Source organism: Sphingomonas sp. SP6 (assembly GCF_058313435.1).
On record NZ_JBZFLG010000001.1, the window covers coordinates 1137787 to 1163456 of the forward strand.

The 25670-nt window shown below is 70.1% G+C and carries 20 protein-coding genes and 2 tRNA genes; 8 read left to right on the plus strand and 14 right to left on the minus strand.

Features of this window, described 5'->3' with window-relative positions; translation table 11 throughout:
• The first annotated feature begins 70 nt into the window (after positions 1 to 70).
• From moaA to AC4GYY_RS05695, 5 genes are all read left to right on the plus strand, one after another.
• Positions 71 to 1087: a GTP 3',8-cyclase MoaA gene (gene moaA / locus AC4GYY_RS05675; protein WP_491119240.1), complete on the plus strand. Its 1017-nt coding sequence runs from the start codon at positions 71 to 73 to the stop codon at positions 1085 to 1087.
• Positions 1084 to 1863 carry an NAD kinase gene (locus AC4GYY_RS05680; RefSeq protein WP_491119241.1) on the plus strand — a complete coding sequence of 260 codons (780 nt, stop codon included), beginning with the start codon at positions 1084 to 1086 and terminating at the stop codon, positions 1861 to 1863. The genes moaA and AC4GYY_RS05680 overlap by 4 nt, the downstream gene beginning before the upstream one ends.
• Before the next feature lie 64 nt (positions 1864 to 1927).
• Positions 1928 to 2002: transfer RNA gene (locus AC4GYY_RS05685), tRNA-Asn, on the plus strand.
• A gap of 226 nt (positions 2003 to 2228) precedes the next feature.
• Positions 2229 to 2450, plus strand: a complete 222-nt coding sequence (locus AC4GYY_RS05690; protein ID WP_491119242.1) for a hypothetical protein — start codon at positions 2229 to 2231, stop codon at positions 2448 to 2450.
• Positions 2451 to 2565: 115 nt separating this feature from the next.
• Positions 2566 to 3174: a CC0125/CC1285 family lipoprotein gene (locus AC4GYY_RS05695; protein ID WP_491119243.1), complete on the plus strand. Its 609-nt coding sequence runs from the start codon at positions 2566 to 2568 to the stop codon at positions 3172 to 3174.
• A gap of 63 nt (positions 3175 to 3237) precedes the next feature.
• On the opposite strand, the gene secA is transcribed toward AC4GYY_RS05695, so the two are convergent.
• Positions 3238 to 5973, minus strand: coding sequence for a preprotein translocase subunit SecA (gene secA, locus AC4GYY_RS05700; protein WP_491119244.1), 2736 nt, complete (start codon positions 5971 to 5973; stop codon positions 3238 to 3240).
• 81 nt (positions 5974 to 6054) lie between these two features.
• Entirely contained in the window at positions 6055 to 6306 is a 252-nt protein-coding gene (locus AC4GYY_RS05705) for a hypothetical protein (protein WP_491119245.1), read from the minus strand.
• Between the two features lie 137 nt (positions 6307 to 6443).
• Here AC4GYY_RS05705 and argJ point away from each other — a divergent pair, with 137 nt between their 5' ends.
• On the plus strand, positions 6444 to 7661 hold the full coding sequence (gene argJ / locus AC4GYY_RS05710) for a bifunctional glutamate N-acetyltransferase/amino-acid acetyltransferase ArgJ (protein ID WP_491119246.1): 1218 nt from the start codon (positions 6444 to 6446) through the stop codon (positions 7659 to 7661).
• Positions 7662 to 7664: 3 nt separating this feature from the next.
• Here the strand turns inward: argJ and AC4GYY_RS05715 are convergent, their stop codons facing one another.
• The 10 genes from AC4GYY_RS05715 to AC4GYY_RS05760 form a co-directional block, all read right to left on the minus strand.
• Positions 7665 to 7985 carry a hypothetical protein gene (locus tag AC4GYY_RS05715; protein ID WP_491119247.1) on the minus strand — a complete coding sequence of 107 codons (321 nt, stop codon included), beginning with the start codon at positions 7983 to 7985 and terminating at the stop codon, positions 7665 to 7667.
• 11 nt (positions 7986 to 7996) lie between these two features.
• A complete protein-coding gene (trxA, locus tag AC4GYY_RS05720; protein WP_491119248.1) occupies positions 7997 to 8320 on the minus strand; it encodes a thioredoxin TrxA in 324 nt (107 codons plus the stop codon).
• 64 nt (positions 8321 to 8384) lie between these two features.
• Entirely contained in the window at positions 8385 to 11861 is a 3477-nt protein-coding gene (gene addA / locus AC4GYY_RS05725) for a double-strand break repair helicase AddA (RefSeq protein ID WP_491119249.1), read from the minus strand.
• Complete coding sequence (gene addB / locus AC4GYY_RS05730; RefSeq protein ID WP_491119250.1) at positions 11845 to 14817, minus strand: double-strand break repair protein AddB; 2973 nt, start codon at positions 14815 to 14817, stop codon at positions 11845 to 11847. The genes addA and addB overlap by 17 nt, the downstream gene beginning before the upstream one ends.
• Positions 14818 to 15573 (minus strand): nucleotidyltransferase family protein, encoded by a 756-nt coding sequence (locus AC4GYY_RS05735; protein ID WP_491119251.1) that lies wholly within the window; start codon positions 15571 to 15573, stop codon positions 14818 to 14820.
• A complete protein-coding gene (locus AC4GYY_RS05740; protein WP_491119312.1) occupies positions 15570 to 16574 on the minus strand; it encodes an aminoglycoside phosphotransferase family protein in 1005 nt (334 codons plus the stop codon). Before AC4GYY_RS05740 ends, AC4GYY_RS05735 begins: the two co-directional genes overlap by 4 nt.
• Positions 16571 to 17011: a tRNA (adenosine(37)-N6)-threonylcarbamoyltransferase complex ATPase subunit type 1 TsaE gene (tsaE, locus tag AC4GYY_RS05745; protein WP_491119252.1), complete on the minus strand. Its 441-nt coding sequence runs from the start codon at positions 17009 to 17011 to the stop codon at positions 16571 to 16573. Before tsaE ends, AC4GYY_RS05740 begins: the two co-directional genes overlap by 4 nt.
• A 7-nt stretch (positions 17012 to 17018) precedes the next feature.
• Entirely contained in the window at positions 17019 to 19367 is a 2349-nt protein-coding gene (locus AC4GYY_RS05750) for a sensor histidine kinase (RefSeq protein WP_491119253.1), read from the minus strand.
• A 163-nt stretch (positions 19368 to 19530) separates the two neighbouring features.
• Positions 19531 to 20964, minus strand: coding sequence for an adenosylhomocysteinase (ahcY, locus tag AC4GYY_RS05755; protein WP_491119254.1), 1434 nt, complete (start codon positions 20962 to 20964; stop codon positions 19531 to 19533).
• Between the two features lie 125 nt (positions 20965 to 21089).
• A complete protein-coding gene (locus AC4GYY_RS05760) occupies positions 21090 to 22274 on the minus strand; it encodes a hypothetical protein (protein WP_491119255.1) in 1185 nt (394 codons plus the stop codon).
• Positions 22275 to 22411: 137 nt separating this feature from the next.
• Between AC4GYY_RS05760 and AC4GYY_RS05765 the strand changes: the two genes are divergently transcribed.
• Both AC4GYY_RS05765 and AC4GYY_RS05770 read left to right on the plus strand, forming a co-directional pair.
• Positions 22412 to 22678: a hypothetical protein gene (locus tag AC4GYY_RS05765; RefSeq protein WP_491119256.1), complete on the plus strand. Its 267-nt coding sequence runs from the start codon at positions 22412 to 22414 to the stop codon at positions 22676 to 22678.
• A 321-nt stretch (positions 22679 to 22999) separates the two neighbouring features.
• On the plus strand, positions 23000 to 24076 hold the full coding sequence (locus AC4GYY_RS05770) for an O-antigen ligase family protein (protein ID WP_491119257.1): 1077 nt from the start codon (positions 23000 to 23002) through the stop codon (positions 24074 to 24076).
• A gap of 341 nt (positions 24077 to 24417) precedes the next feature.
• Here AC4GYY_RS05770 and AC4GYY_RS05775 read toward each other — a convergent pair whose 3' ends face one another.
• Positions 24418 to 25419: a tyrosine-protein kinase domain-containing protein gene (locus tag AC4GYY_RS05775; RefSeq protein WP_491119258.1), complete on the minus strand. Its 1002-nt coding sequence runs from the start codon at positions 25417 to 25419 to the stop codon at positions 24418 to 24420.
• A gap of 170 nt (positions 25420 to 25589) precedes the next feature.
• A tRNA-Met gene (locus tag AC4GYY_RS05780) sits at positions 25590 to 25666 on the minus strand.
• Between the last annotated feature and the right edge of the window lie 4 nt (positions 25667 to 25670).

The following is a 25670-nucleotide window of genomic DNA, read 5'->3' on the forward strand; positions in this document are numbered from 1 at the left end:
CTAGCCGGGAGCGACGCCGATTCAATCCCCGCCGCTTGTTCCGACCCGCGCGAGGCCCTAGCTGACCTGCGTGGACGCCGCCCCGCCTTCGCTGACGCCGACGCCGCTGGTCGACGCCCACGGGCGCACGATCCGGTACCTCCGCATTTCGGTGACCGATCGCTGCGACCTGCGCTGCCGTTATTGCATGGCGGAGCAGATGACCTTCCTTCCGCGCAGCGCGCTGCTGGCGCTCGAGGAGATCGCCATCATCGCCGAGCGGTTCATCGCGCGCGGGGTGACGAAGATCCGGCTTTCGGGCGGGGAGCCGCTGGTTCGCCGCGACATCCTCGATCTGGTTCAGCGGCTCGGCCGACACGTCGGGTCCGGCCTGGACGAGCTGACCATGACGACCAACGGCACCCGGCTGGCGGATCATGCCGAGGCGCTGTGCGAGGCCGGGATCCGCCGGGTCAACGTCAGCCTGGACACCCGCGATCCGGAGATCTTCCGCTTCATTACCCGGCACGGCGACGTCGACCAGGTCCTGGCCGGCATCCGCGCCGCGCGGCAGGCGGGCCTTGCGGTCAAGATCAACGCCGTCGCGCTCAAGGGCCTGAACGAGCGCGAGCTTCCCGATCTCCTTGGCTGGTGCGTCGACGAGGGCCTCGACCTGTCGCTGATCGAGACCATGCCGCTCGGCGCGGTCGACGAGGATCGCACCGATCGCTTCGTGCCACTGACCGAGGTGTTCGCGGCGCTCGCGGCGCGCTTCCCGCTGGTTCGCGATCTGCGCGGCACCGGCGGCCCTGCGCGCTACTGGCGGGTCGAGGGGACCGGCACGCGGCTGGGGCTGATCTCCCCGCTCACCGCGAATTTCTGCGACGGGTGCAATCGCGTCCGGCTGACGACGGAGGGGAAGCTCTATCTCTGCCTCGGCCATGACGATCAGGTCGACCTCAAGGCGGCGCTACGCGAGGGCGGGACCGCGGAGCTCGACGCGGCGGTCGCCCGGGGTCTCGCCGTCAAGCCCGCGCGCCATGATTTCCGCATCGCCCGCGACGCCGCCCCCGCCGTGGCGCGCCACATGAGCGTCACCGGGGGATGACCCATTATCCGCGGCGAGCGCTGGTCGCCTCGCCCGCGCCGCCCGCCCAGGCTGCGGCGCGCGAGCTCGCCGACGCCTGGGACTGGTGCCCGCCAGCCGAGGCCGACCTGATCATCGCGCTCGGCGGCGACGGCTTTCTGCTCCAGACGCTCCATGCGATGCTCGAGCGGCGCGGCGCCTCGCCCCCGGTGTTCGGGATGAACCTCGGCACCGTGGGCTTCCTGATGAACGAGTGGCGTCGGCACGGGCTCAACGAGCGGCTCGAACACGCCCGCGCGTTCAAGGTCGCGCCGCTGATGATGACGGCGGTCGGAATGGACGGACGGATCCACGGCCATGCCGCGATCAACGAGGTGTCGCTGCTCCGCGAGACCCGCCAGACCGCGAAGATCGAGGTGACGGTCAACGATCGCATCGTCCTTCCCGAACTCGCCTGCGACGGCATCCTGGCGGCGACGCCGGCTGGGTCGACCGCGTACAACCTTTCGGCGCACGGCCCCATCCTGCCGCTGGGCGCAGGGCTGATCGCGCTGACCCCGATCAGCCCGTTCCGGCCGCGCCGGTGGCGCGGCGCGATCCTCCCCGACAAGGCGCGGATCGGGCTGCGCGTCCTCAATCCCGGCAAGCGGCCGGTCTCCGCAGTCGCCGATCAATATGAGGTCCGCGACGTCGCCTCGGTCGAGATCGCGATGGACCGGACCCGCGAGCTGACGTTGCTCTTCGATCCCGAGCATGCGCTCGACGATCGGATCACCATGGAGCAGTTCATCGCCTGAGCCCGCGCCGGGCGGGGCTTGCAACGGGCGGCGGGGCGGCTATAGAGCCGCCTTCCGCGGACGTTCCCCGATAGCTCAGCGGTAGAGTAGGTGACTGTTAATCACTTGGTCGTTGGTTCGAATCCAACTCGGGGAGCCACCGGGCGGTCATGATGCGATTGCTGCGACTTCCCCTTTCGATGTGGCTGTACGGCGGCGCCGGTGCGGCGCTGATCGTCTGGTCCGGCGTCAAGCTGATCTTCACGCCGTCTGCCCGTCGCTAGGTCGGCAGCGGGTCCTCACGCGCCGTCGGCGGCAAACGGGCCGGCGGATCGAAGCGACCGGGCGCGCGTTGCGGCACGACATTCGAAGAGGAGTATGGTGTGATGCGTACCACCGTGATGCTGATCGTCGGCGCCGGAATCGCTCTTTCGGGCTGCGCGACGCGACGCGAGGTGATCCGGGCCGATCGCTACGACGCCCGGGTCGAGCGCGCGGAATGTCGGGACGCCAAGGCCTATCGCGGCCGGCGCGCCCAGGCGATCCAGTGTGCCCAGGCGCGCGATGCGAGGCAGCAGCTGCGGGCCGACCAGGCCTCGCCCTATTGAGATCCGCAGTCGGTGAACGTCTCACCCCGGGACCCAAACCGTTCATCGCTCGTTCCACGTCCGTCGCGTAGTGTGGCTGCGTTTCGCCGCCCTGGCGACACGGAGTTTGTGGAACATGAGTGATCTTCGTCTAGGTCGCGGCGCCTTGCTCGCCGCGGTGGGGTCCGGTGCGCTGCTGCTCGCCGGCTGTATGACCGAAACGCCGTATCGTCCGGCGACCGGCACCGGTTTCTACCGGACCGGGTTCAGCGAGCGGCAGGTCGAGAACAATCGCTGGTTGGTGACGTTCGCCGGCAACACCGTCACCGACCGCGACACGGTCGAGCGGTATCTGCTGTTTCGCGCGGCTCAGCTGACGCAGCAGAACGGCTACGACTATTTCGTCATGGTCCAGCGTGACACCGATCGGCAGGCGCGCACCTATGCCGATCCGGTCGGGCCGTACGGCGGCTGGGGAGGCTATTGGGGCCCTTCCTGGGGCTTTTACGGCGCCGGCGGCTGGCGGCGCTTCGGCGGTGGCTTCGGTTGGGGCGGTTACGGCGGGTTCGGCTTCGGCAACGACTTCGACGTCCGGACCGTCGATCGCTACGAGGCGTCGGCCGAGATCGTGATGCGCAAGGGCGCCCCGCCCTCCAGCGAGGTTCGCGCGTTCAACGCCCAGCAGGTGATCGACAGGATCGGGCCGACGGTGGTGCTGCCGAAGGATCGGCCGAAGGGAGCGTAAGCTCGGGACCTCGACGATATCGGACAAGGGCGGCTGGTCTTCGGACCCGCCGCCCTTTTCGCGTCACACCGCGCCGTGGCAGTGCTTGTACTTGCGGCCCGAACCGCAGGGACACGGCGCATTCCGGCTCACCACTCCCTGCCAGCTCGCCGGATCGGTGCCGAGATCGGCAGCGGTGGGCTGCGCCATCTGCAGCGGCGGCAGCTGTGAGGTCACCAGACCGAGCGATCCCGCATCGATGTCGCGCGTGTCGTCCTCGCCGGTGAACGGATCGAAATGGCTGGTGATAAAGTCCGGCAGCTCGGGCAAAGTCGGCAGCGGCTCCATCCGGAACTGCGCATGGGCGATCGTCCGCGTCACGTCCTCGCGGATCGTGTCGAGCATCCGGCTGAACAGCCCGAACGCCTCCTGCTTGTATTCGTTGATCGGCGTCTTCTGCGCATAGGCGCGCAAGTGGACGACCTGGCGCAGCGCATCCAGCGTCGCCAGATGCTCCTTCCAGTGATGGTCGAGGTTCTGGAGGAGGATCGATTTCTCGATCGATGTCCAGGTCTCCGGCTCGAGCTCGGCGGACTTGGCGGCAACCAGCGCATCGGCCTCCGCCTGGACGCGCTCGGTCACGATCTCGGGATCGATCGCATCCTCCTTCAGCCAGGCGTCGACGTCCGGCTGGACATTGAGCGTCTCGGCGAGGCGGAGCTTCATCCCCTCGACGTCCCACTGTTCGGGATAGCTGTTTGGCGGGCACGCCTCGCCGACGATCGCGTTGACCGTCTCCGCGCGCATGTCCGTCACCACCTCGCCGATCGTGTCGGCGTCCATGATATCGGCGCGCTGCTCGTAGATGACCTTGCGCTGATCGTTCATCACGTCGTCATATTCGACGACCTGCTTGCGAATGTCGTAGTTGCGGGCCTCGACCTTCTTCTGCGCGGTCTCGATCGCCTTGGTCAGCCACTTGCTGCCGATCGCCTCGCCGTCGTCGATGTTGTTGCGCATCATCTTGGCGAACAGCGTGTCCGGACCGAAGATGCGGAGCAGATCGTCGTCGAGCGACAGGTAGAAGCGGCTGAGGCCGGGGTCGCCCTGGCGTCCCGAACGGCCGCGCAGCTGATTGTCGATGCGGCGGCTCTCGTGCCGCTCGGTGCCGAGCACGAACAGCCCGCCCGCCTCGAGCACGCGCGCCTTCTCGGCGGCGATCTCGCGCCGGATCTGCTCGATCGCCTGCTCGCGCTCGGGGCCGTCCGCCAGTCCGGCGAGCTCGTCGGCGACGCGGAACTCGAGGTTGCCGCCGAGCTGGATGTCGGTGCCGCGCCCGGCCATGTTGGTCGCGATCGTCACCGCCCCCAGGCGTCCGGCCTGCGCGACGATATGCGCCTCCTGCTCGTGATAGCGCGCGTTCAGCACCGAGTGATCGACGCCCTCCTGATTGAGGAATTCGCTGAGCAGCTCGGACTTCTCGATGGAGACGGTGCCGACCAGCACCGGCTGGCCCTTTTCGGCATGTTCGCGGATGCGCTTCGCAATAGCGCGGAACTTGTCCTGCGTGCTCTTGTAGAACTCGTCCTCCTCGTCGATCCGCTGCACGGGCACGTTGGTCGGGATCGTCACCACGTTCATCTTGTAGATGTCGTAGAACTCGGCGGCCTCGGTCGCCGCGGTGCCGGTCATGCCCGAAAGCTTCGGGTACATGCGGAAGTAGTTCTGGAAGGTGATCGAGGCCATCGTCTGATTCTCTGGCTCGATGTCCACGCCTTCCTTGGCCTCGACCGCCTGGTGCAGCCCGTCCGACCAGCGTCGCCCGTCCATCATGCGGCCGGTGAATTCGTCGATGATGATGACCTTGCCGTCCTTGACGATGTAATCGGTGTCGCGCTTGAACATCATGTTCGCGCGCAGCGCCTGGTTGAGATGATGGACCACCTGCGTGTTCTCGAAATCGTAGAGGTTCTGACCCTCGAGCAGCCCGGCGTCCTCCAGCATCCGCTCGACCTTCTCGGTGCCGTCCTCGGTCAGGATGATCGACTTCTGCTTCTCGTCCTTCTCGTAGTCGATCGGGTCGAGCCGCTTCACGACCGCGTCGACCTGCATGTACAGCTCGCTCTTGTCGTCGGTCGGGCCGGAGATGATCAGCGGGGTGCGCGCCTCGTCGATCAGCACCGAATCGACCTCGTCGACGATCGCCATCGCGAACGGGCGCTGGACCATCGACGCGCGCTCGTACTTCATGTTGTCGCGCAGGTAATCGAAGCCGAACTCGTTGTTGGTGCCGTAGGTGATGTCGGCGGCATAGGCGTCGCGCCGCTGCTCGTCGGTGAGATTGGGGACGATCGTCCCGACCGTCAGCCCCAAGAACCGATAGACCCGGCCCATCCACTCGGCGTCGCGCGCGGCCAGATAGTCGTTGACGGTGATGACGTGGACGCCGTCGCCCGGCAGGGCGTTGAGATAAACCGCCAGCGTCGCGACCAGCGTCTTGCCCTCGCCGGTCCGCATCTCGGCGATCTCGCCTCGGTGGAGGACGATGCCGCCGACCATCTGGACGTCATAGTGCCGCTGGCCGAGCACACGCTTCGCCGCCTCGCGCACGGTCGCGAATGCCTCGGGGAGAAGGTCGTCGAGCGTCGCGCCATTCGCCAGACGCTCGCGGAAGAGAACGGTCTGGTTGGCGAGCGCGGCATCGTCCATCGCCTGAAGCGCCGGTTCGAACGCGGCGATCTTGGCGACGATGGGATTGAGCGACTTGACGTAACGGTCGTTGGACGAGCCGAACACGGTTTTGGCGATGGCGCCGAACATAAGCGGGATCCTGAACTTGGAGCGGCGCGGCGCCGCTCATCTGCGGCCCGCGCGGGGAAGTGGCGGCGACGGTCTCGCGCGCTACTCGCGCGGACGCAGCAGGTAGAGCGGAACGAGAGCCGCAGGCTGCGCGGGCAGCGCGACCCGCGCGCTGAAGGGCCTGGCCGCGCGAGCGGCGATGTTCGCAGGCCGCCGAGTGGCCGTCGCCGCACGGGCGACGACCGGCGCCGCCACCATCCGATCCGCAATCGCCTGCGGTTCGACCGTCCGCGCCGCGCCGGCGACGCCGGTGAGCGCCGACAGCAGCGCCGACAGAAGGAGAAGCAGGTTCATCGCCGCCGCGACATAGGGTGGCGACCGGTCGTCGTAAACCGCTCTCCTTTCGCCGGTCGGGACGCGGGCATCGGCGATGGCGAATCTTCCGGGCGGCGCTATGCGAGCGACGAACCGCATTTTGTGGAGATGCTCCCGTGCCCTCACCCCTCGCCCTGCCCTTCCCCGCGATCCCGCTGATCGCCGGAGTCGAGGTCCGCACCGCGCACGCAGGCTACAAGGATTGGGCGCGCGACGATCTGACGCTGGTGCGCCTCGACGCGGGGACGACAGTAGCGGGCGTGCTCACCCAGTCGAAATGTCCCTCCCCTGAGGTCGAATGGTGCCGCCGCGCGCTGGTGCTCGGCGAGGCGCGGGCGCTGGTGGTCAATGCAGGGAACTCCAACGCCTTCACCGGCGCGGCGGGGCGCGCCGCCGTCGAGGCGATCGCGGCGCGGGTGGCCGGGGCGACCGGGTGCCGCCCCTCCGACGTCTTCGTCGCCTCGACCGGGGTGATTGGGGTGCCGCTGCCGGTCGCCAACGCCGAGGCGGGGGTCGACGCCGCGCTCGCCGCTGAGCCGACCGGCTGGCCGGAGATGGCGGCGGCGATCGGGACGACCGACACCTTCGCCAAAGGCGCGGTGGCGACTGCGGTGGTCGACGGGCGGACGGTGACGCTCGCGGGCGTCATCAAGGGCTCGGGGATGATCGCGCCGGACATGGCGACGATGCTCGGCTTCGTCTTCACCGACGCCGCGGTCGATGCCGCCTTCCTCCAGCGGGCGCTCACCGAGGCGAATGCGACGACCTTCTCGTGCATCACGGTCGATGGCGACACCTCGACCAGCGACACCGTGCTGGCGTTCGCGACCGGGCGGGCCGGGAATGCGCCGCTGACCGACGAGGACAGTCGAGGCGCGGACGCCTTCCGGGCGGCACTGTCCGATCTGTGCCGCCGGCTCGCGCTGCTCGTGGTCCGCGACGGCGAGGGCGCGACCAAGCTGATCGAGGTCCAGGTCACCGGGGCCGAGAGCCACCGCTCGGCGCACCGCATCGCCATGAGCATCGCCAACTCGCCTCTGGTGAAGACGGCGATCGCGGGGGGAGATGCGAATTGGGGCCGCGTCGTCATGGCGGTCGGCAAAGCAGGCGAGCCGGCGGACCGCGACCTCCTCTCCATCCGTTTCGGCGCGAGCGAAGTGGCGCGCGACGGCGCGGTGGTCCCCGGCTATGACGAAGCCCCGGTCGCCACGCATCTTCAAGGACAGGAGATCGAGATCGGCGTCGATCTGGGGCTGGGCGAGGGCCGAGCGACCGTCTGGACCTGCGACCTGACCCACGGCTACATCAGCATCAACGCCGACTACCGCAGCTGACGCTCACGCCAGCACGTCGAACGTGATCACGAAGCAGACCAGCGTCAGCAGCACCATCGCCGCGATGAACGACCAGTCGGCCGCGCGCTCCATAACGTGCAGCCGCTCGCCGTCGGGCACGCGCAGCGCGAGATAGGACGTCAGGGTCGCGATCAGGAACAGCAGCGCATCGAACGCCAGCATGTTGTCGGCGACCGTCCCGCGCCTGTTGACCGTCACCACGACGCGCAGCACCGTGATGGCGGTCAGACAGACGCCGGTCATCCCCGCCGCAATGGGGCAGATGACCTGGCAGTTCTTCTCGTCGAGCGGACGCAGCCGCACGCGGCGGGCGCTTAGGCCAGTTCGCCTTCGAGCCAGCCCTTGATCTGCCCCTTGGGGGCCGCCCCGACCTTGGTCGCGGCGGGCGCGCCGGCCTTGAACAGGATCATCGTCGGAATGCCGCGCACGCCGTAGCGGCCCGGCGCGTCGGGGTTCTCGTCGATGTTGATCTTGGCGATCGTCACCTGCTCTCCGAGCTCGTCGCTGATCTCCTCAAGCGACGGGCCGATCATCTTGCACGGCCCGCACCATTCCGCCCAGAAATCGACCAGCACCGGCTTGTCGGAGCTGATGACGTCGGCGTGAAAGCTGTCGTCGGTGATCTGCTTGGTGGCCATGCCCGTGTCTCCTTGGTTGCCCATGATCTAGGTCGCGGGCCGCCCGGGCTCAACGGTTGGGTCCCTAGCTTTGCTCCGAGGCGCGATAGCGCGGCTTGTGGCGGGCGAGCACGTCGTCGGAGAGTTCGATCCAGCGCGGGCCGGCGGTGTAGAGCAGTGCCGCCGTGACGGGGCGGTCGGGGAAGATCACCGCCACGGCCGCGGCATAGGCCGCCATTTGACGCAAGTGCCATTCGGGGGTCTCTACAAGCGAGGAGGGCGCATGGCGTCCGGTCTTGAAATCGACGATGGTCACGCGGTCCGCCTCGACCAGCAGCCGGTCGACGGTGCCCGCCACGACCAGCCCGTCGCCCAACGTCGCGCTGATCGGCGCTTCGGCGAGCGCGTCGGGGCCGAACAGCGCGGCATGGGCGGGATCGTCGAGGATGCGCAGCACCGCGGTCGCGATCGAGCGGCGCTCGCCGGCGTCGCCGACCGCTCCGGCGGTCGCGAGCCAGCGGTCGGCGGCGGCGGCGCGATCGGGTGCGGGCACGGCCGGCAGCCGCTCGAACAGCGCATGGGTCAGCCGCCCCCGTTCGGCGGCCGCCTGCATCGCGGCGGACGGCGGCGGATCGGCGACCGCATCCTCGCCGAGCGACGACGGCGCAAGCGGACGTGGCGGGCGCGCCTCCTCGGGGGCGGCGCGGCGCGCCCACTCGGGCAGCGCCGGCGCGGGCCGCGGCGCTGCGCGCATGGCGGCGGGCGCGCGGACGGCGTTGGCGGGACGCGAGCCTACGAACGTCAACGCGACCCGCTCGTCCTCGTGCACGGCGGGCGCGCTCTGGACGGATCGGGGATGCGCCGCCGCCAGTTCGCCCAGCGCGCGCTCGGCTGCGGCGAACCAGCTCGCCGCGGGCGGCTCGCCGTTCGCCTTGGGACCGAGCGAGCCGGCGATCACCAGCCGCTCCTCGGCACGGGTCGTCGCGACGTAGAACAGGCGCCAATGCTCCTCGCGCTCGCGCTGCTCGAGGGTCGCCACCGCGGCGTCGATCGCGCCGGCGCGTTCGGCCGCGCGCGGGCGGAAGACCGGGATCGGGTCCTCGAACCCCTCCGGCGTCCAGCGGACGACCGAGCGCGGCGACGCATCGGGATCGGCGGTCGCGTCGGCGAGGATGACGAGCGGGGCCTGAAGCCCCTTCGCACCGTGTGCGGTCATCACCCGGACCGCGTCGTGCGATCCTTCGGCCTCGCGCTTGATCTCCACGTCGCCGCGATCGAACCAGTCGAGGAAGCGCTGGAGCGAAGGCGTCGCGGTCTGCTCGAAGTCGAGCGCGGCGCTGAGCAGCTCCTCGATCGGGTCGCGCGCCTCCTCTCCCAGCCGACGCAGCAGCTTGCGGCGGCCGTCCAGCTCGCCGGACAGCAGCTCTTCGAGAAAGCGGTAGGGGGTGGTGAAGTCGGCGCGCGCGAGCATCCGCTCGAGCGGGGCGAGTTCGCCCGGACAGGTCTCCCCCAGATGCCGCCACAGCCCGCCGCCGCGCGGCGCGGCGCGGGCGAGCAGCTCCTCCTGGGTCCAGCCGATCAGCGGCGAGACCAGCAGGTTCGCAAGGCTCAGATCGTCCCCCGGCTGGAGCACGAAACGCACCGCCGCCAGCAAATCCTGCACCGCCAGCGGCGCATTCAGGCGCAGCCGGTCGACCCCGGCGACGGCGACCCCCTCGGCATACAGCCGCGCGACCAGCAGCTGCGCCAGCTCGCCACGACGCTTGACGAGGATCATCACGTCCGCGGGGCGGAGGGCGCGACCCTTGCTCCCCAGCGTCAACCCGTCATCGAGCCACGCGCGGACCTGCTTGGCGATCCGGGTCGCGTTGGCGCGGACGACGTCGTCGATCCAGCCCTCCTCCCCCTCATCGCTCTCCGCCTCGCCCGCGCCGGCGACGAGCGGCGGCCACAGCTCGACCGCGCCGGGGCCGGGCACCTTGCTGACGTGCCGCTGCAACTCGCCGACCGCGCCGAGCGCATCGTCGCCCGCGGCGGCGATGGCCGCGTCGACGAACTCGAGGATCGGCGCGGTCGACCGCCAGGATGCGTCGAGCGACAGCCGCGCGAACGGCAGGCCGCGCTCGTGATCGGGCATGTCGTCGGTGCCGCGGACCGCTTCCGCCCGCTCGACGAAATAGCGTTCGGCGGCGCGGAAGAAGAGCGGATCGGTCCCCTGGAATCCGAAGATCGCCTGCTTGAAGTCGCCGACGGTGAACAACGTCCGCAGCGAGGGGGCGAACACGCCGGCGCCGACGAAATATTCTTCGACCAGCGCGCGGATGATCGTCCACTGAGCGAGATTGGTGTCCTGCGCCTCGTCGATCAGGACGTGCTCGGTGGTGCGATCGAGCTTGAAGCGCACCCATTCGCCGATGCCGGGCTGTTTCAGCAGGTCGACCGTCGCGGCGATCAGATCGTCGAAATCGACCGCTCCCGCCCGCCGCTTCGCCTCGGCATAACCGCGGGCGTAGTCGCGCCCGATCTCGAGCGCATCGGCGAGCAGATCTGCGTAGTCGGCGCGGATCCGGAGAGCGAGCAGCGCGGCGCAGGCATCGCCGAGCGCGCTCGCCAGTTCCAGATATTCGGGCTCGGCCGCCAGGAGCTTGGCGGTCGGTTTGCGGGGCGCGCCCGTGGTGGTGTGGACCACGGCGCGCAGGTCCGCGATCGCCTCCAGCCGAAGGTCGGCGGCCGCGCCGAGCCAGCGCTCCACGACCTCGGCGTGCTTCCCGCCAGTGGTGGTGCCCCACGCGCGGTTCGCCTGCGCGATCCGGCCGATCGCGCCATGATCGAGCGCATCGCAGCCTTCCCGGATCGCCGCGTCGATGTCGCCGGTCGGCAGATCGAGCGCGCGGCGGATGAACGGCTGCACGCCCGACGGCAGCGCCTCCAGCGCGGGCCGCGCGCCAGCGCAGGCGCGCAGGAACTCCTCCGCCGCTTGCTCGCCCAGCCGCATCGCCAGCGCGCCGATCACCGCGCGCGGCCGTTCCCGCCCCTCCCGCTCGGCCACGACCAGCAGGTCCGACAGCGCCTCGCGCTGCAACAGCGTCTCCTCGCGCGGTTCGATCGGCCGGAACCCGGGAACCAGCCCCGCCTCGACGGGGAAGGCGGCGAGGAGCGACTGGCAGAAGCCGTGGATCGTCTGAATGCGGATGCCCCCGCCCGGCGCGTCGAGCACCTTGGCGAACAGCGTGCGCGCCCGTGCCCGAAGCGGAGCGGAAATCCGCTCGCCCAGCGAATCCAGATCGCGGTCGAGCGCCGCGTCCGGCATCCGGACCCACGCCGCCAGCCGCTGGTTGATGCGGCCGGCCATCTCCGCGGCCCCCGCCTTGGTGAAGGTCAGGCAGAGGATCGCGCCCGGATCGGTGCCGGTCAGCAGCAGCCGGAACACGCGGGCGGCGAGCACCTGCGTCTTGCCCGTTCCGGCGGACGCCGAGAGCCAGACGTGCGCCTGCGGGTCGCTCGCCTGCCGCTGCGCGTCCTGGAGCGGGGGGAGCAGCGAGAGATCAGCGCTCACGGCCATACCATTCGTCGCGCCGCATCAGCTGATCATAGTCCGGGAAGTTGGCGTATTCGGGCCGGAGCTTGGCCGTGAACGGCGCGTCTCCGGTCAGCCACCGGCCCGCCGCGGCGACGAAGACGCTGACCGCGTGGGTGGTGAAATCGTCGGTGAACAGCTTGCCGTTCTTGCCGACCGGATCGACCGGCGAGGTGATCGCGCCGAAGCCGTCGCCGCGTTTCGCCAGCGACCAATATTCGAACGCGCCCGCCGTGCCGCGGATGCCGTCGAACCCGCCCTTCTCCGCGATCGCGCCGATCAGCCCGAGCTGCATCGAGAAGCCCGCGGTCACCGCCGCTGCCGAGGGCGCCTTGCCCGTCTTGTAGTCGACCACCCCCAGCCGGCCGTCGGGCAGCCGATCGATCCGGTCGAAGCGGCCGGACAGCCTCACGTCCGCGATGTCGATGTGGCCGCCGCCTTCAGCCGCCAGCACCTCGCGCCCTGCCGCGCGCCGCGCGTCGAGCTCCGCTGCGATCCAGTCGATCGCCGCGAGCAGCCGCGGCTGCCAGAGCGCGCGGAGCAGCGGGTGGGCGGCTGGATCGTCGAGCATCGCCAGCGCGCGCGGGCGCAGCGCCTCGAGCGCGCAGCGATCCTCCTTGGCCCAGGCTTCGAGCACCGCGTGGACCGCCGATCCGCGCCACGCCGCGCTGGGATCGGCGTCCACCGGGTCGAGCGGTGTCAGCCCCAGGATGCGGCGCGCGTAGAAGGCGAACGGATCGGCCTGGAGCCGATCGACCTCGGTGACCGAGATCGCGCGGGGACGGAGCGCGGACGGAGGCGACGGTGCAGGGCGGCTCGCGGGATGATGGCCGTCGGCGCGGTCGAGCGCCCGGCTCCACGCCTCCAGCTCGTACGCGCGCTCGAACCGATCCGCCGTCATCGCCTCCAGCCGCAGCCAGAACCTGGACGCCAGCATCGGCGAGCGCGCATCACGGCGCGCACGGGTGAGCAGCGCTCGCGGCGCGCCCAGCGCCTGCCCGAAATCATGCGCGGCGATACCGATCCGCCGCTCGAGACCCGGCAGCCCCAATTCGGCGCGGACCCGCGGCGCCAGCCACGGGTCGGGCGCGGGCGTGCCCGGCCATATGCCTTCGTTCAGCCCGCCCAGGATCATCAGGTCTGCGGTCTGCAGCCGGGCCTCGATCTGGCCGTAGATCGCGAGGCGCGGGTGTCCGCCCTGCCCCGGGCGGATCGCGATCTCGTCCATCAGCATCCGCAGCAAGGGGGCGAAGGCTCGGGGCGTCACCGATCGCGGTCCCTGCCCGCCCTCGCGCTCCATCGCCGCCAACAGGTCGGCGGCGGCCCGCCCGGCGGCGCCGCGCCAGGCCGCATCGCCGGCGAGCGCGGTCGCGACCTCCCGCAGGCAGGCGACCAGCGCGGCGAGCGGCTGGGCCTCGCCCTCCCCGGTCGCGCCGAAGGTGCGGGCGAGCGCCTCCAAATCGGTGCGCGCGCCGACCCACCATTCGGCGGCGCGCCTTCGGGCCCCGCGCTCCCGCTCGGGCGCGTCGGCGAGGTGATCGTCGACGCCCCGCAACCCCGGCCCCGGACGCGGTCCCCGCAGCGCACGATCGAGCGCGCGGACGCCGTCGAGCCAGCGCAGTCGGTCCGCGCCCTCGCGCACCAGCGGGTGCTTGAGCAAGGTCAACAGCGCGGTCGGCGCGAAATCCTGCGCGCCCGCCTCGACGATCGCGGTGAGCAGGGTGCCGGGCGGCAGGATCGAGAGTGGCCGCCCCGCCGAATCGTCGATCTCGATCCCCCAGCGCCCGAGATGCGCCGCCACCCTGCGTGCGAGCCCGCGATCGGGGGTGACGAGCGCGGCGGTGCGCGTCGGTTCCTCCAGCGCGCCGCGAAGCGCCAGTGCGATCGCCTGCGCCTCCTCCGCCGGGGTCGCGAGTTCGGCCGCGGCCACCCCGGTCAGCCGCCGCTGCTCGGGTTTGAGGCGGGTCCACTTGCCGGTGAACTCGGCGGGGGCGAGCGCACTGGCGATCGCGATCCCGCGCAGCCGCGGCGCATCATGCTCGCTGCCGTCGCGCCAGCTGCGGACCTCGGCGCGCGCGACGCCGACTCGATCGAGTAGCAGCTTCAGGTGGAACTGCGGATGGACTTCAATCGCCCGCCTACGAACACCCGTGTCGGGGTCGGGGCGGTGCGGGCCGAGCGCGTCCCACTCCTCCTCCGGCATCGCCACGTCCAGCCCGGCCAGCACCACGCTTCCCTGCGCCAGCTCCCCGACCGTCCGCAGCAACCGCGCGACCGCCGGTGCGGAGTCCGTCACGCCGGCGGCGCAGACGAAGCCGGCGGGCGGCGAGGACCGCCACCGCGCGGCGACGCGGTCGATGGTCGCGATCCGCCGCGCCGCCGCGTCCATCCGTCCGCGACGGGCCAGTTCGTCGGGCCAGCGATCGATGACGAGGGTGAAGAGTGCGAGCGCGACCTCCCAATGCCGCGACAGCTCGGGGCCGAGGTCTAGGTCGCGCAGACGCGCGGGCGGCACCTCCTCGACGATCAGCTGATCAAGCGTCCGCGCCAGGTCGCCCGCCAGCCGCACCGCTTCCGCTGCATCCACCGGCTGGCGCGCGGCGGCGCGCGCTTCCTCGACCAGTCGGGCCAGGATCATCCGCCGGGCGAGCGGATCAATGGCGGGCGGCAGCGGCGCCTCCTCGATTGGATCGAGCGCCGCGCCGATCGCCTCGCCCAGATCCTCGCTGCCGATCGCCACCAGCCGCGGCATCAGCAGCGCGCCGCCGCTCGCACGGACGAAGGCGTTCGTCACCGCCAGCTTCGCGCGGTTGTTGGGCAGCAGCACCGTCCCGCGCGCCAGCCGCAGCCGGTCCGCGCCGAAGCGGCGGATCAGCCCCGCGGCGAGTGCATCCGCGAACGCCTTGTGCGGCGGGATCGAATAAAGGCGCGGGCCGGCCATTCAGCCGTCCGCCAGCGCCGCCTCGGTCGCCGCGATCGCGCCGGGATGGCCGACGTCGAACCAGAGACCCTGATGGACCATCCCGAATGCCCGCCCCGCGGCGATCGCCCGCTCCCAGAACAGCATGGTCGAAAAGGCTCCCTCGGGCCAATCGACCAGCACCCGCGGCGACAGGATCTGGATGCCGGTATAGACGAACGGCGCCAGTCGGCTGCGGCGACGCCGCCCGGTGATCCGCCCGTCCGCGGCAAGGTGGAAGTCGCCCAGCCCCGTGTGGTTGTGCGCCCGCGCGAGCGGGATCAGCAGCAGCAGCGCGTCCATCCGCGCATCGTCCCATTGCGCCGCGAGCAGGCGGATGGCGTCCGCGGGGCCGTCCACCCAGAAATTGTCGGCGTTGACCACCAGGAACGGATCGTCCCCGATCAGGTGCCGCGCCTTGACCAGCCCGCCGCCGGTTTCGAGCAGCGCGTCGCGCTCGTCGGAGACGACGATCTCGATGCCCCGGACGCGGTGGGTCAGATGCGCCTCCAGCGCGTCGGCGAGATAATGGACGTTGACGACGGCGCGCGCGACTCCCGCCGCGCGCAGCCGGTCGAACACATGATCCAGCAGCGCCTTGCCCGCGACCTCGACCAGCGGTTTCGGGCGGGAGGCGGTGAGCGGCCGCATCCGCTTCCCCAGCCCGGCGGCCATTACCATCGCGGTCCGCGGCGGCGGGGCGCTCGGATTCGGCCGGATCGCGCGGACCCTGGTCATGCCGCCAGCATCAGCGGATCGCCGCGCCGTTCGGGCGGCACCGTCGCGTCGAACCACCGCGCGACCGGCGCCAGCGCGGGCTCGCCCAGGTCACGCTCCAGGTAGGTCCAGACCCGCGGGCACAACGCCGGATAGCGCGGCTTGCCGTCGCGTCGCCACAGCCGGGTGAAGATGCCGAGGATCTTGGCGTTCCGCTGCGCGCCGAGGACATGATAGGCGTCGAGGAACGCGGCGCCCTCGCCGGTCACCGTCCGATAGCGCGCCAGCATCGCCGCCTCCATCGACGGCTCGACGTCGCGCCGCGCATCCTGGAGCAGCGAGACGAGGTCGTACGCGGGGTGCCCTGCAAGCGCGTCCTGGAAGTCGAGCAAGCCGAGCGAGGTCGAGGGTTCGGCTCCTCGACTTCGCTCGGGGCGGTCGGACGGGGAGATCACCATCAGATTTTCGGCATGATAATCGCGCAGCACCGTCACCGGCGCGTCGGTCAGCGCGGCGTCGAACACCTGGTCCCAGGCGGCGCGATAGCCCGCCACGTCAGGCTCGATGCCGACCGCGGGGCAATACCAGTCGACGAACAGCGCCGCCTCGCGGTGGAGCTCGGCGCGGTCGTACGGGCGCAGGTCCGCTGCCGGGTGGCGCCGCAGGTCGATCAGCAGATCGACCGCCGCCTCGTACAGCGGCGCCGCCGCTCCCGGATCGGCGTCGATCGTCTCGCGCATCCGGGCGTCGCCGAAATCTTCGAGCAGGACCAGCCCGTGCTCCGGGTCGGCGGCGTGGATCACCGGCGCGGCGAAGCCCCGCTCGGTGAGCCACCCGGCGATCGCCAGGAACGGGCGCGGGTCCTCGTGCGGGGGCGGTGCGTCCATCAGCACGGCGTGCCGCGCGCCGCGGCTCACCCGAAAATAGCGGCGGAACGACGCATCGCCCGCAAGCGGCGCGATCGTCGCCTCGGCCCAGCCGTGCGCCGCGAGGAAGTCGGCGGCGCCCGCCGGCGGGGTCATGTCGGCCATCGCCGCTCCCATGCCGCCGGCGCTTCCCAAGTCAAGCGGCGCGCGCCGTCCGGCGTCGGCGTCAGGATCAGCCGCAGCGCCTCGGGCCAGCGCTCTGGGCCGGCACGGTCGGGCCATTCGACCAGCAGCACTGAATCGTCCAACGCCTCGTCGAGTCCGAGCTCGGCCAGCTCGGCGGGATCGTCGATCCGGTAGAGGTCGACGTGTAGCACGGGCATGCGCACCTCGGGCGGCGCATAGGGCTGGACGATCGCGAACGACGGGCTCGGCGCCTCTCCCGCCAGACCCAGCGCGGCGAGGAACCCCCGCGCCAGCGACGTCTTGCCCGCGCCCAGCGGCCCGTCAAGCAGGATGACGTCGCCGGGGCGGGCGACCCCGGCGAGCGACGCGCCGACGGCCTCCGTCGCCACCGGATCGGCCAGCCTCATCGCCCCCTCACCGTCTTGGCAACTCGACCGTCACCAGCGTCCCCTCGCCCGGCTCGCTCACCAGCGCGATCGTGCCGCCATGCGCCTCGACGAACTGCTTGGCGAGCGGCAGGCCCAGGCCGAGCGCGCGCTCGCCGCTCGGCGACACGCCGACCTGCGCGAAGCGATCGAAGGCGTGCGCCACCGCCTCGGCATCCATCCCCGCGCCATCGTCCGAGACGACGACGCGCGCGCGCGTCGCATTGCCGTCGGTGTGCAGCAGCACCCGCCCGCCGCCCGCGGTCGAGGCGAAGGCGTGGCGCAGCAGATGCTCGATCGCCTCGCGCAACCGTCGCGGATCGCCCGGCGCGCGCCCGGTCGCGCGCGCGATCTCGACCGCGAAGTCGATCCCCTTGCGCTTGGCCGTGCCGCGAAAGGCGTCCGCCGCCTGCATCGCCACCGAGCCGAGATCGACGTCGACCCGTTCCAGCTCATCGCCCGCGCCCTGCGTGAGGTCGAGGACGTCGTCGACGAGCACGCCGAGCCGCTCGACCGAGTCGAGGATCGCCTCCACGTAGGTCCGCGCCTGCTCGGCCAGTGGCCCGGCGAACCCGCCGTGGAGCATCTCGGCGAAGCCGCTGATCGAGGTGAGCGGCGTGCGCAACTCGTAGCTCATGTTGGCGACGAAGGCGGTCTTGACCTTGTCCGCCTCCTCCAGGGCGCCGGCGCGGTCGCGCAGCGCCTGCTCGATCCGCCGGCTGTCGGTGATGTCGAGCATGGTGAACAGCGCGTTGCCGTCGGGCAGCGGCACCGCCGCGAACTCGTAATGCCGACCGTCAGCGAGCGCGACGCGGCCGCCGCGCTGCTGGCGATCGGCCGTCGCCGAACGGACCAGCTCGGCGATCAGCCGGGCGCGCTCCGGGCTGCGCATCTGGTTCGCCACCTTGTCGGCGATCGCATCGACCCGCGGGTGACCCGACAGGAACTCCTCCTCGAAGCCCCAGACGGCGCGGAAGCGGTTGTTCCAGAGTTGAAGCCGGCCGTCGGCGGCGAACACGCCCAGCGCCTCGAACAGATTGTCGAAGGTCGCCGTCCGCACCCGCAGCAGCGTGTCGCGCGCGCTGGCGAGCTGGACCTGCTCGGTCCGGTCCTCGAACACCAGCAGCAGCCCGCCGTCGGGCAGCGGCTGGGCGAGGACCCGGATGTGGCTCCCGGCGGGAAGATGCCAATGCTCCTCGATCGCCTCGCCCGAATTGGTGAACCATTCGCGCCGCTCGATCTTCCAGCCCGGGAAATCGCGCACCTCCGGCAGGCGATTCGCCTCACGCATCCGTTCGAGCACCCGCTCGAACTCGGGCCGGTCGGCGAGCCATTCGGTGCGCATCGCGAACATGCGGCGGAACGGCTGGTTGCAGAAGACCAGCGCCCGGTCGGGGCCGAACTGAGCGACGCCCGCGGAAAGCCGGTCGAGCATCGCGCGCTGCGCGGTCTGGAACCGGCCGAGCCGCCCTCGCGCCTGTTCGGCGTCCTCGATGTCGACCGCAAAGCCCGCAACCCCGCCCGACGGCAGCGGCACGTCGACCACCAGCAGCATCCGCCGTTCGCCGCCGATCGTGGCGGGAACGCGCTGTTCGTAGGGGCGGCCCCCCTCGCGCGCCGCGGCCGCGCCCGCGAGCGGCCCGCCCGAGCCCGACGCCTCGACCAGTTCGAGCCCCCGCGCCACCGCGTCGGCCGCGCTCGTCGCTTCCACCGCGCGGGCGTAGGCGGTATTGACCATCGTCAGCTTCAGATCGGCGCCGCGATGCCACATCGGCAGCGGCGCCGCCTCGATCAGTCCCGTCAGAGATTCGAACGCGGCGGCGAACCGCTGGCCTTCGTCCCGCAGCCGGGCGATCTCGTTCTCGCTCTCGCTCGCGTCGAATGCCCAGACCAGCACCGCCCCCGCGCCACCGACCGCGGTCGGCGCGCGCTCGCCGCGCAGCACGAGCGCGCACGTCGAGCCGATGGGTCGCACCGCGCGGACGAAACCTCGGCCGGCGCGCTGGACCACCGCCACGTCGCGCGCGAGCCCCGCGGCCTCATCCGGCGAAAGCCCGGCGTCGCGTGAGGAGAGATCCGCGATCGCACGCGCCGGCTTGGCGAGGCCGATCCAGTCGGCGAGCCGCTGCGGCATCTCGACGCGCCCGTCGCCGCGAACGAGCATCGCCGCCGTCGGCGAGGCGTCGAGCATCGCCGCGACCCGCGCCGTCTCGGCGGCGAGCGCGGCCTGCGCCGCACGGCCGCGCAGGCCGAAGAACAGCGCCAGACCGCCCGCGCCGATCAGCGCGAGGAGCAGCATCCCGCTCAGCACCGCAGCGAGAGGGGTAATGGTGATCATTGGGTGTGCGGCCCCGGCATCGAGCCTAGCCTAGAGCCTCGCGTCCGCCGCTTCCACCCATCCGTCACGCCGGCCCTTGTCCGGGATCCAACTCGCCGCGCACCGATCGGCCGAGGCGTGTCGGACCCCGGCGCAAGGCCCGAATGCCGACCCGTCGTCAGGCTTAGTAGCGGTAGTGGTCCGGCTTGAACGGGCCTTCGACCGGCACGCCGATATAGCCCGCCTGCTTGGGCGTCAGCTTCGACAGATGCACGCCCAGCTTCTCGAGGTGGAGTGCCGCGACCTTCTCGTCGAGGTGCTTGGGAAGGACGTAGACCTGGTTCTGGTAGTTCTCGCCCTTGGTCCACAGCTCGATCTGGGCGAGCGTCTGGTTGGTGAAGCTCGCCGACATCACGAAGCTGGGGTGCCCGGTGGCGCAGCCCAAGTTCACCAGCCGGCCGCGGGCCAGGATGATGATCTGCTTGCCGTCGGGGAACTTCACCAGGTCGGTGCCCGGCTTCACCTCGGTCCACTCGTAGTTCGACAGCGCCGCGATCTGGATCTCCGAATCGAAGTGGCCGATGTTGCAGACGATCGACATCGGCCTCATCGCCTTCATGTGATCGGCGGTGATGACGTCGGCGTTGCCGGTCGCGGTGACGAAGATGTCGGCGCGCTGGACCGCCTCATCCATGGTGACGACCTCGAAGCCCTCCATCGCGGCCTGGAGCGCGCAGATCGGATCGACTTCGGTGACCATCACGCGCGCGCCACCGTTGCGCAGCGACTGGGCCGAGCCCTTGCCGACGTCGCCGAAGCCCGCGACGCAGGCGATCTTGCCGGCCAGCATCACGTCGGTCGCGCGGCGGATCGCGTCGACCAGGCTCTCCTTGCAGCCGTAGAGATTGTCGAACTTCGACTTGGTGACCGAATCGTTCACGTTGATCGCGGGGAACGGCAGCTCACCCTTCTTGGCAATCTCGTAGAGACGGTGGACGCCGGTCGTGGTCTCTTCCGACACGCCCTTCAGGTTCTTGACCGTCTCGGTCAGATAGCCCGGCTTCTTGGCGATGAACGCCTTCACCGAGCGCTGGAACTCCACCTCTTCCTCGTTCTCGGGCTCGGCGAAGCTGTGCCCGGCCTCGAGCTTGGCGCCCCACAGCGCGAACATGGTCGCGTCGCCGCCGTCGTCGAGGATGATGTTGGCGGTCTGGCCCTCGATCTCACGATCCCACGAGAAGATGTCGCCGACATAATCCCAATAGTCGGCCAGGCTCTCGCCCTTGACCGCGAAGACGGGAACACCCGTCGCGGCGATGGCGGCGGCGGCATGGTCCTGGGTCGAGAAGATGTTGCACGTCGCCCAGCGGACGTCGGCGCCGAGCGCGGTCAGCGTCTCGATCAGCACCGCCGTCTGAATCGTCATGTGCAGCGAGCCCGTGATCCGCGCGCCCTTCAGCGGCTGCGCCGTGCCGAACTCGTGGCGGAGCGCCATCAGCCCGGGCATTTCGGTCTCGGCGATGCGGATTTCGGCGCGACCGAAGTCGGCGAGGCTCAGATCCTTGACGACGAAGTCGCCCTGGGCGGCGGTGGCGGGGCGATCGAGCACGGTGGCCACGAGGCAGTCTCCGAAAGAAAGGCATGGGCCGACGACGCCGGCCCGGGTAGCCGCCACCTAAGCGGTCGAGCCGACGAAATCAAATATAAAGATATCTTTATATCTGTATCGCGAGGTCGACCGGATCAGAGCTTCGTCAGCGACACCTGCCGAACCGCGAACTGCGCAGGCGACGCTGAAGCCCCGGGCTCGATCGTGAAGCCCAGCCGCAGCACCGTGCAGCCTCGGGGGACGTCCGCGATCGCCGACGTCGCGTCGCGGCCGCCGGCGGGCTGGAGTGGAACGGCGATGCTGTCGGAACACCTGAGATCGGGGTGCAAGCGATCGAGCTGATCCGCGTCCCCCGAAGCCTGGTAGGACAGGCGATATTGTCCCGGCGCGACGACGAGCCGCCGCGAGACGAAGAACACGCCTCGATCATCGCGAGCCGCGATGCGAAGCGCCGGACGGCCTGACCCATCCTGATGACCGTCCAGCCGAACCGGCGCGTCCATCGGGATCGACCAGACGAAGGGCGGGTCAACCTCACCCGCCTGCCCCACCCGAACCGCCTGGAAATCGGGATCGTCGATCAGCGAGCGAGAACTCCCGCCGTGGTGCTCTCGCCAATACTCCCACGCCTCGGCCGCCGATCCCCGCGCCACCATGAAGGCCAGGACGCGGTCGACCTCATCCTTGGTCGCCGGGGCGGCGGTCCGGCTCATTGAGCGGAGCAAAGGAACGGCTTTAAGCGGCACGGCGGCAAGGCCCCTTTGAACGTCGCGAAAATAATCCTCTCGCCAGGGCGGTCGTGTGGCGAGACGCGCCGCCACGGCTCCGGCGCCGCCCGGCTGGGAAAGGAGCAGGTTCAGTGCTTGGAAGCCGGCCGCGCGGTGCCCTGCGACCCTGCTGATCGCATCCGCGCGTCGGGCGGCGTCGTCGGGGTGGCCGGTAGCTATGCCCATGAACAGCATCTGCATCTCAGCCGCGGGATCGCGCCAGGAGACGAACGACGCGGCGATCGCCAGATCGTCGGCAAGATCCTCATGTCCAAGGCCGGCCTCCGCCTTCGCCAGCAGCGCCAACGCCGTCCGGTCGAGCGGCTGGCGGGCAATCGCTGTTCTTGCCTCCGACGCCGCTGCGGCATAGCGCCCGTCGGCGATCGCCGCCGCCGCCTCGCGCCGCAAGCCCTCGATGCTACGGCGCTGTCCTGCGATCAGCGGCCGTGTGTTCGCGAACGCTGCCGAGCGATCGAGCGCCCCCATCAACGATGGGATCGTCACGAGCCCGCCGGCGACCACCAGCCCGATCTTCAAGGTTCGGTTCAGCACGCCCGACCACCCTCCGCACCGCAAATGATCCCGCTCCCTTTCATTCCGTTCGCAGTCGCAAAACAAGGCTTGCGTCGGGCGAACGAATCACCTACACGATCGGGGAATTTTCGGGACTGGCTTGAAGGGGAACGCCCATGATCAAAATCAAGAATGTGCTGTTCGCGGCGGCCGCGCTCACGAGCATGGCCATGCCGAGCCTCGCCTATGCGGGCAAGCTGGGCGAAGCCTTCAAGTACTTCCGCGAGCAGAAGAAGGAGCTGGTCGCTCAGCGTCAAGCTCTTCGTCAGCAGTATCTTTCTGGTGACATCAGCGAGGAAGAATTCCGTGCGAAGCAGCAGGAGTTGATCGGCTCGATCACTCATGTGAAGGATACCCTCGAGGAGTATCGCGCGTCACGCTAAGCCGATTGCGGCTTTGTGATTGCTTCGTACTGGGGACATAATGGGCGCGGCACGTTCCTCGGAACGGCCGCGTTCTTTGTTTTGGCGCTGGTGCTCGGCGGGCTAGGCCCCCACGCACCCATGTTCAGCGGGCTGATCGAAGCGGCGGGGTTCCCACTGCTCACCGCGCTGGCGCTGTTCGAACGAGTCCGGTTGACTCAGGTAGGCGCCGTGGCGCCCGCCCTTTTCATTCTTCTTCTGCTAGCCCTTGGACTTGCGCAGATCACTCCCCTTCCGGTCTCGGCATGGCAGTCGCTGCCGGGGCGCGATGTTCCCGCCTTGGTGCTTGAGACCCTTGGGCTGGTCGATCTGTCGCGGCCGTTGAGCCTCACGCCGGAGGATACGCGACTTGCGATCCAGTCATGGCTGCCTCCGATCACACTCTTCTTCGCAACGCTCGCAGCGACGACGGGTGAGCGCGCGCAGTTGGCGATGATCGTCATCGCGGTCGCCGGAGCCAGCTGCGTGGTCGCGTTGCTCCAGCTCGCGTTTGGCGATGGCACCTTCTTCCTCGATCCCGGCGGCATCTCCGATCGCTATCCGGGGCTGTTCGCCAACTACAACCACCAAGCAATCTTCCTCGCGGCGGCCGTCGCGCTGCTCCCGGGAATCCGAACCGCCCACGGCCGGCGATCGGCGGTCCTGCGCTGGTGGCCTTTGGCCTTCTGGGCGCTGGCGTTCATGGCGACGCTCATCACCTCCTCGCGCGCGGGCCTGGCGTTGTTCGGCCTCTCGTCACTGATCGTCGCAGCCAGACTGCTAAGACCGCGCCTGTACCAGGCGCGGCACGATCGGCAGGTGATCGCATGGGGACTTGCGGTGCTCGCCGTCTTCGCACTCGGGGGCTGGCTCGCCACCGGCGGATATCGCGGCGAACTGCTGGGCGCCCGGTTCGAAACGGTGAGCGACGACGCCCGGTTCGAGTTCTGGGCGACCACGCTCGACGCGATCCGCGCCTATTTGCCGTATGGGGCGGGCTTCGGCGCCTTCGAGCCGGTCTATCAACTGACGGAGCCGTTGGAGCACGTGCGCGATTATGTAGTCAACCATGCGCACAACGACTACCTCGAGCTGGTCCTCGAGGCAGGAATCGGCGGAATCGCGCTTCTGGTCCTGTTCGCCGCATGGTTCGGGCTGCGCATCGTCGCCATCGCGCGACTGGGTCGCCAGCGTGACCCGCTCGCCTGGAGCGGCGTGACGATCGTCGCGCTCGTCCTGCTTCATTCGCTGGTCGATTACCCGCTGCGGACCGAGGCGATCGGCTGCACCTTCGCGTTCGCCTGCGCGTTACTGCTCGTGGCGCCGAGCGACCGCGCGCGCGGGCAACGCGCATCCGAGACGCAGGGGATCGCCGCATGATTAAGGGAGCGTGGTTGACCATCGGGCGGGTGCTTGTGCTGGTGCCGGGGATCGCCGGTACGGCCTGCGACCTTGCAGCGCAGGTTCCGGCCCCGGCCACAGGTGCGCAGAGCTCCTCTCCGGGGTCGGAAGCCGGAACGCCGCTCGGCGGCCCTGGGCGGCGTACGCTGGGCGGCCCGGGTTCGGTGCGGATCGAAGATCGCCGCCTTCCCGTCGCGGCGCCCACTGTGACGCCCTCTCCGACAGCGACGAGCAGCTTCCGCGCGCTCGCCGACGCGATCGACCGGTCCACCCGCCCGCGCTAATCGCGCTGCGACGTTCGACCGGTCTGCGAAAGCGCCTCAGGTCTCGGCCGCGCCGTACCGGTAAGTATAGGCATAGGCGTAATTCGTACCGTAGCCGGTCTTCTTCGCGTCGAACTTGTTGAGCACCACGCCCAACAGCCGCGCATGGACGTCGCGCAGCCGCTTCACGCTGGCGCGGACGCCGCCGAAGTGCATGGACCCGGACTCGACGACGAACAGCACACCCTCGGCTGCGGCGGCGAGTTCGAGCGCATCGGCCAGGCCGAGCACCGGCGGTCCGTCGACCACCACAAGGTCGCACTCGGCCGCCAGCGCCTGAAACACCGCGCGGACCGCACGGGTCTCTAGCAGCTGGGCGGGATCCGGCGGGATCGGGCCGCTGGAGATGAACGAGAGATTGGGCACGTCGGTCGCGCGCTTGACGTCGCCGATGGTCATTTGACCGGCGAGCAGGTTGGAGACCCCACCCTTATTGTCGGTCCCCAAGACCTTGTGGAGCGAAGGCCGGCGCAGATCGGCGTCGACCAGCACCACCCTGCGCCCCTGCCGCGCAAAGGTGCGGGCAATGGCATAGGAGGTGGTCGACTTGCCCTCGGACGGGCGACTGCTCGTGACCAGCAGCGACGCCGGAACGCCGTGTGGCGTCGACAGCTCAAGCGTCGCCCGAAGCGCCTGGAACGCTTCCGCCAGCTCGGACTTCGGCGCTTCCAGTTCCTCGCGCGGAGAAGCGTCCTCGGCCAACACCGGGATGCTGCCCATCAGCGGCAAGCCCAGCTTGGCCGGTACGTCCTCGGGCAGGCGGACGCGGTCGTCGAACATCTCGCGCAGCAGCACGATCGCGGCCGCGGTCAGCAGTCCCAGAACGATCCCGATCCCGAGGTTCAGGAACAGCTTGGGCGAGGTCGGTCGGCGAGGCTCCTCCGCCTTGTCGACGATCGAGATGTTGTTCGTCGTCACCCCGGCCTCGGCGCTCAGCTCCTTGAAGCGCTGGAGCAGCCCGTCGTACAGGTACATGTTGACGTTCAGGAGCTTTGGCATCGAGGGTCCCCGCTCGGCTGGCGAGCGGCTGTTAGTCGCTCGGACGCGACCGGCAAAGGGTCCTCGGCACGAGGTCGCCGCACTTGTCACCCATGCGATCGCTCGTGACGAGGCGGGGGGCCGCAATCAAGGGACCGCGCCGCGGCGTGCTGGTGTTTGGGGATGTTGGGTGGTTGCGGGGACAGGATTTGAACCTGTGACCTTCAGGTTATGAGCCTGACGAGCTACCGGGCTGCTCCACCCCGCGTCAA

Bases quoted from the DNA above. Each gene is read 5' to 3' on its own strand.
- AC4GYY_RS05680 (WP_491119241.1), top strand. From the start codon at position 1,084: ATGACCCATTATCCGCGGCGAGCGCTGGTCGCCTCGCCCGCGCCGCCC.
- AC4GYY_RS05775 (WP_491119258.1), bottom strand. From the start codon at position 25,419: ATGCCAAAGCTCCTGAACGTCAACATGTACCTGTACGACGGGCTGCTC.
- AC4GYY_RS05735 (WP_491119251.1), bottom strand. From the start codon at position 15,573: ATGACCAGGGTCCGCGCGATCCGGCCGAATCCGAGCGCCCCGCCGCCG.
- secA (WP_491119244.1), bottom strand. From the start codon at position 5,973: ATGTTCGGCGCCATCGCCAAAACCGTGTTCGGCTCGTCCAACGACCGT.
- AC4GYY_RS05765 (WP_491119256.1), top strand. From the start codon at position 22,412: ATGATCAAAATCAAGAATGTGCTGTTCGCGGCGGCCGCGCTCACGAGC.
- AC4GYY_RS05705 (WP_491119245.1), bottom strand. From the start codon at position 6,306: ATGAACCTGCTTCTCCTTCTGTCGGCGCTGCTGTCGGCGCTCACCGGC.
- addB (WP_491119250.1), bottom strand. From the start codon at position 14,817: ATGGCCGGCCCGCGCCTTTATTCGATCCCGCCGCACAAGGCGTTCGCG.
- AC4GYY_RS05750 (WP_491119253.1), bottom strand. From the start codon at position 19,367: ATGATCACCATTACCCCTCTCGCTGCGGTGCTGAGCGGGATGCTGCTC.
- addA (WP_491119249.1), bottom strand. From the start codon at position 11,861: ATGGCCGTGAGCGCTGATCTCTCGCTGCTCCCCCCGCTCCAGGACGCG.
- AC4GYY_RS05740 (WP_491119312.1), bottom strand. From the start codon at position 16,574: ATGACCCCGCCGGCGGGCGCCGCCGACTTCCTCGCGGCGCACGGCTGG.
- AC4GYY_RS05690 (WP_491119242.1), top strand. From the start codon at position 2,229: ATGCGTACCACCGTGATGCTGATCGTCGGCGCCGGAATCGCTCTTTCG.
- tsaE (WP_491119252.1), bottom strand. From the start codon at position 17,011: ATGAGGCTGGCCGATCCGGTGGCGACGGAGGCCGTCGGCGCGTCGCTC.
- trxA (WP_491119248.1), bottom strand. From the start codon at position 8,320: ATGGCCACCAAGCAGATCACCGACGACAGCTTTCACGCCGACGTCATC.
- AC4GYY_RS05695 (WP_491119243.1), top strand. From the start codon at position 2,566: ATGAGTGATCTTCGTCTAGGTCGCGGCGCCTTGCTCGCCGCGGTGGGG.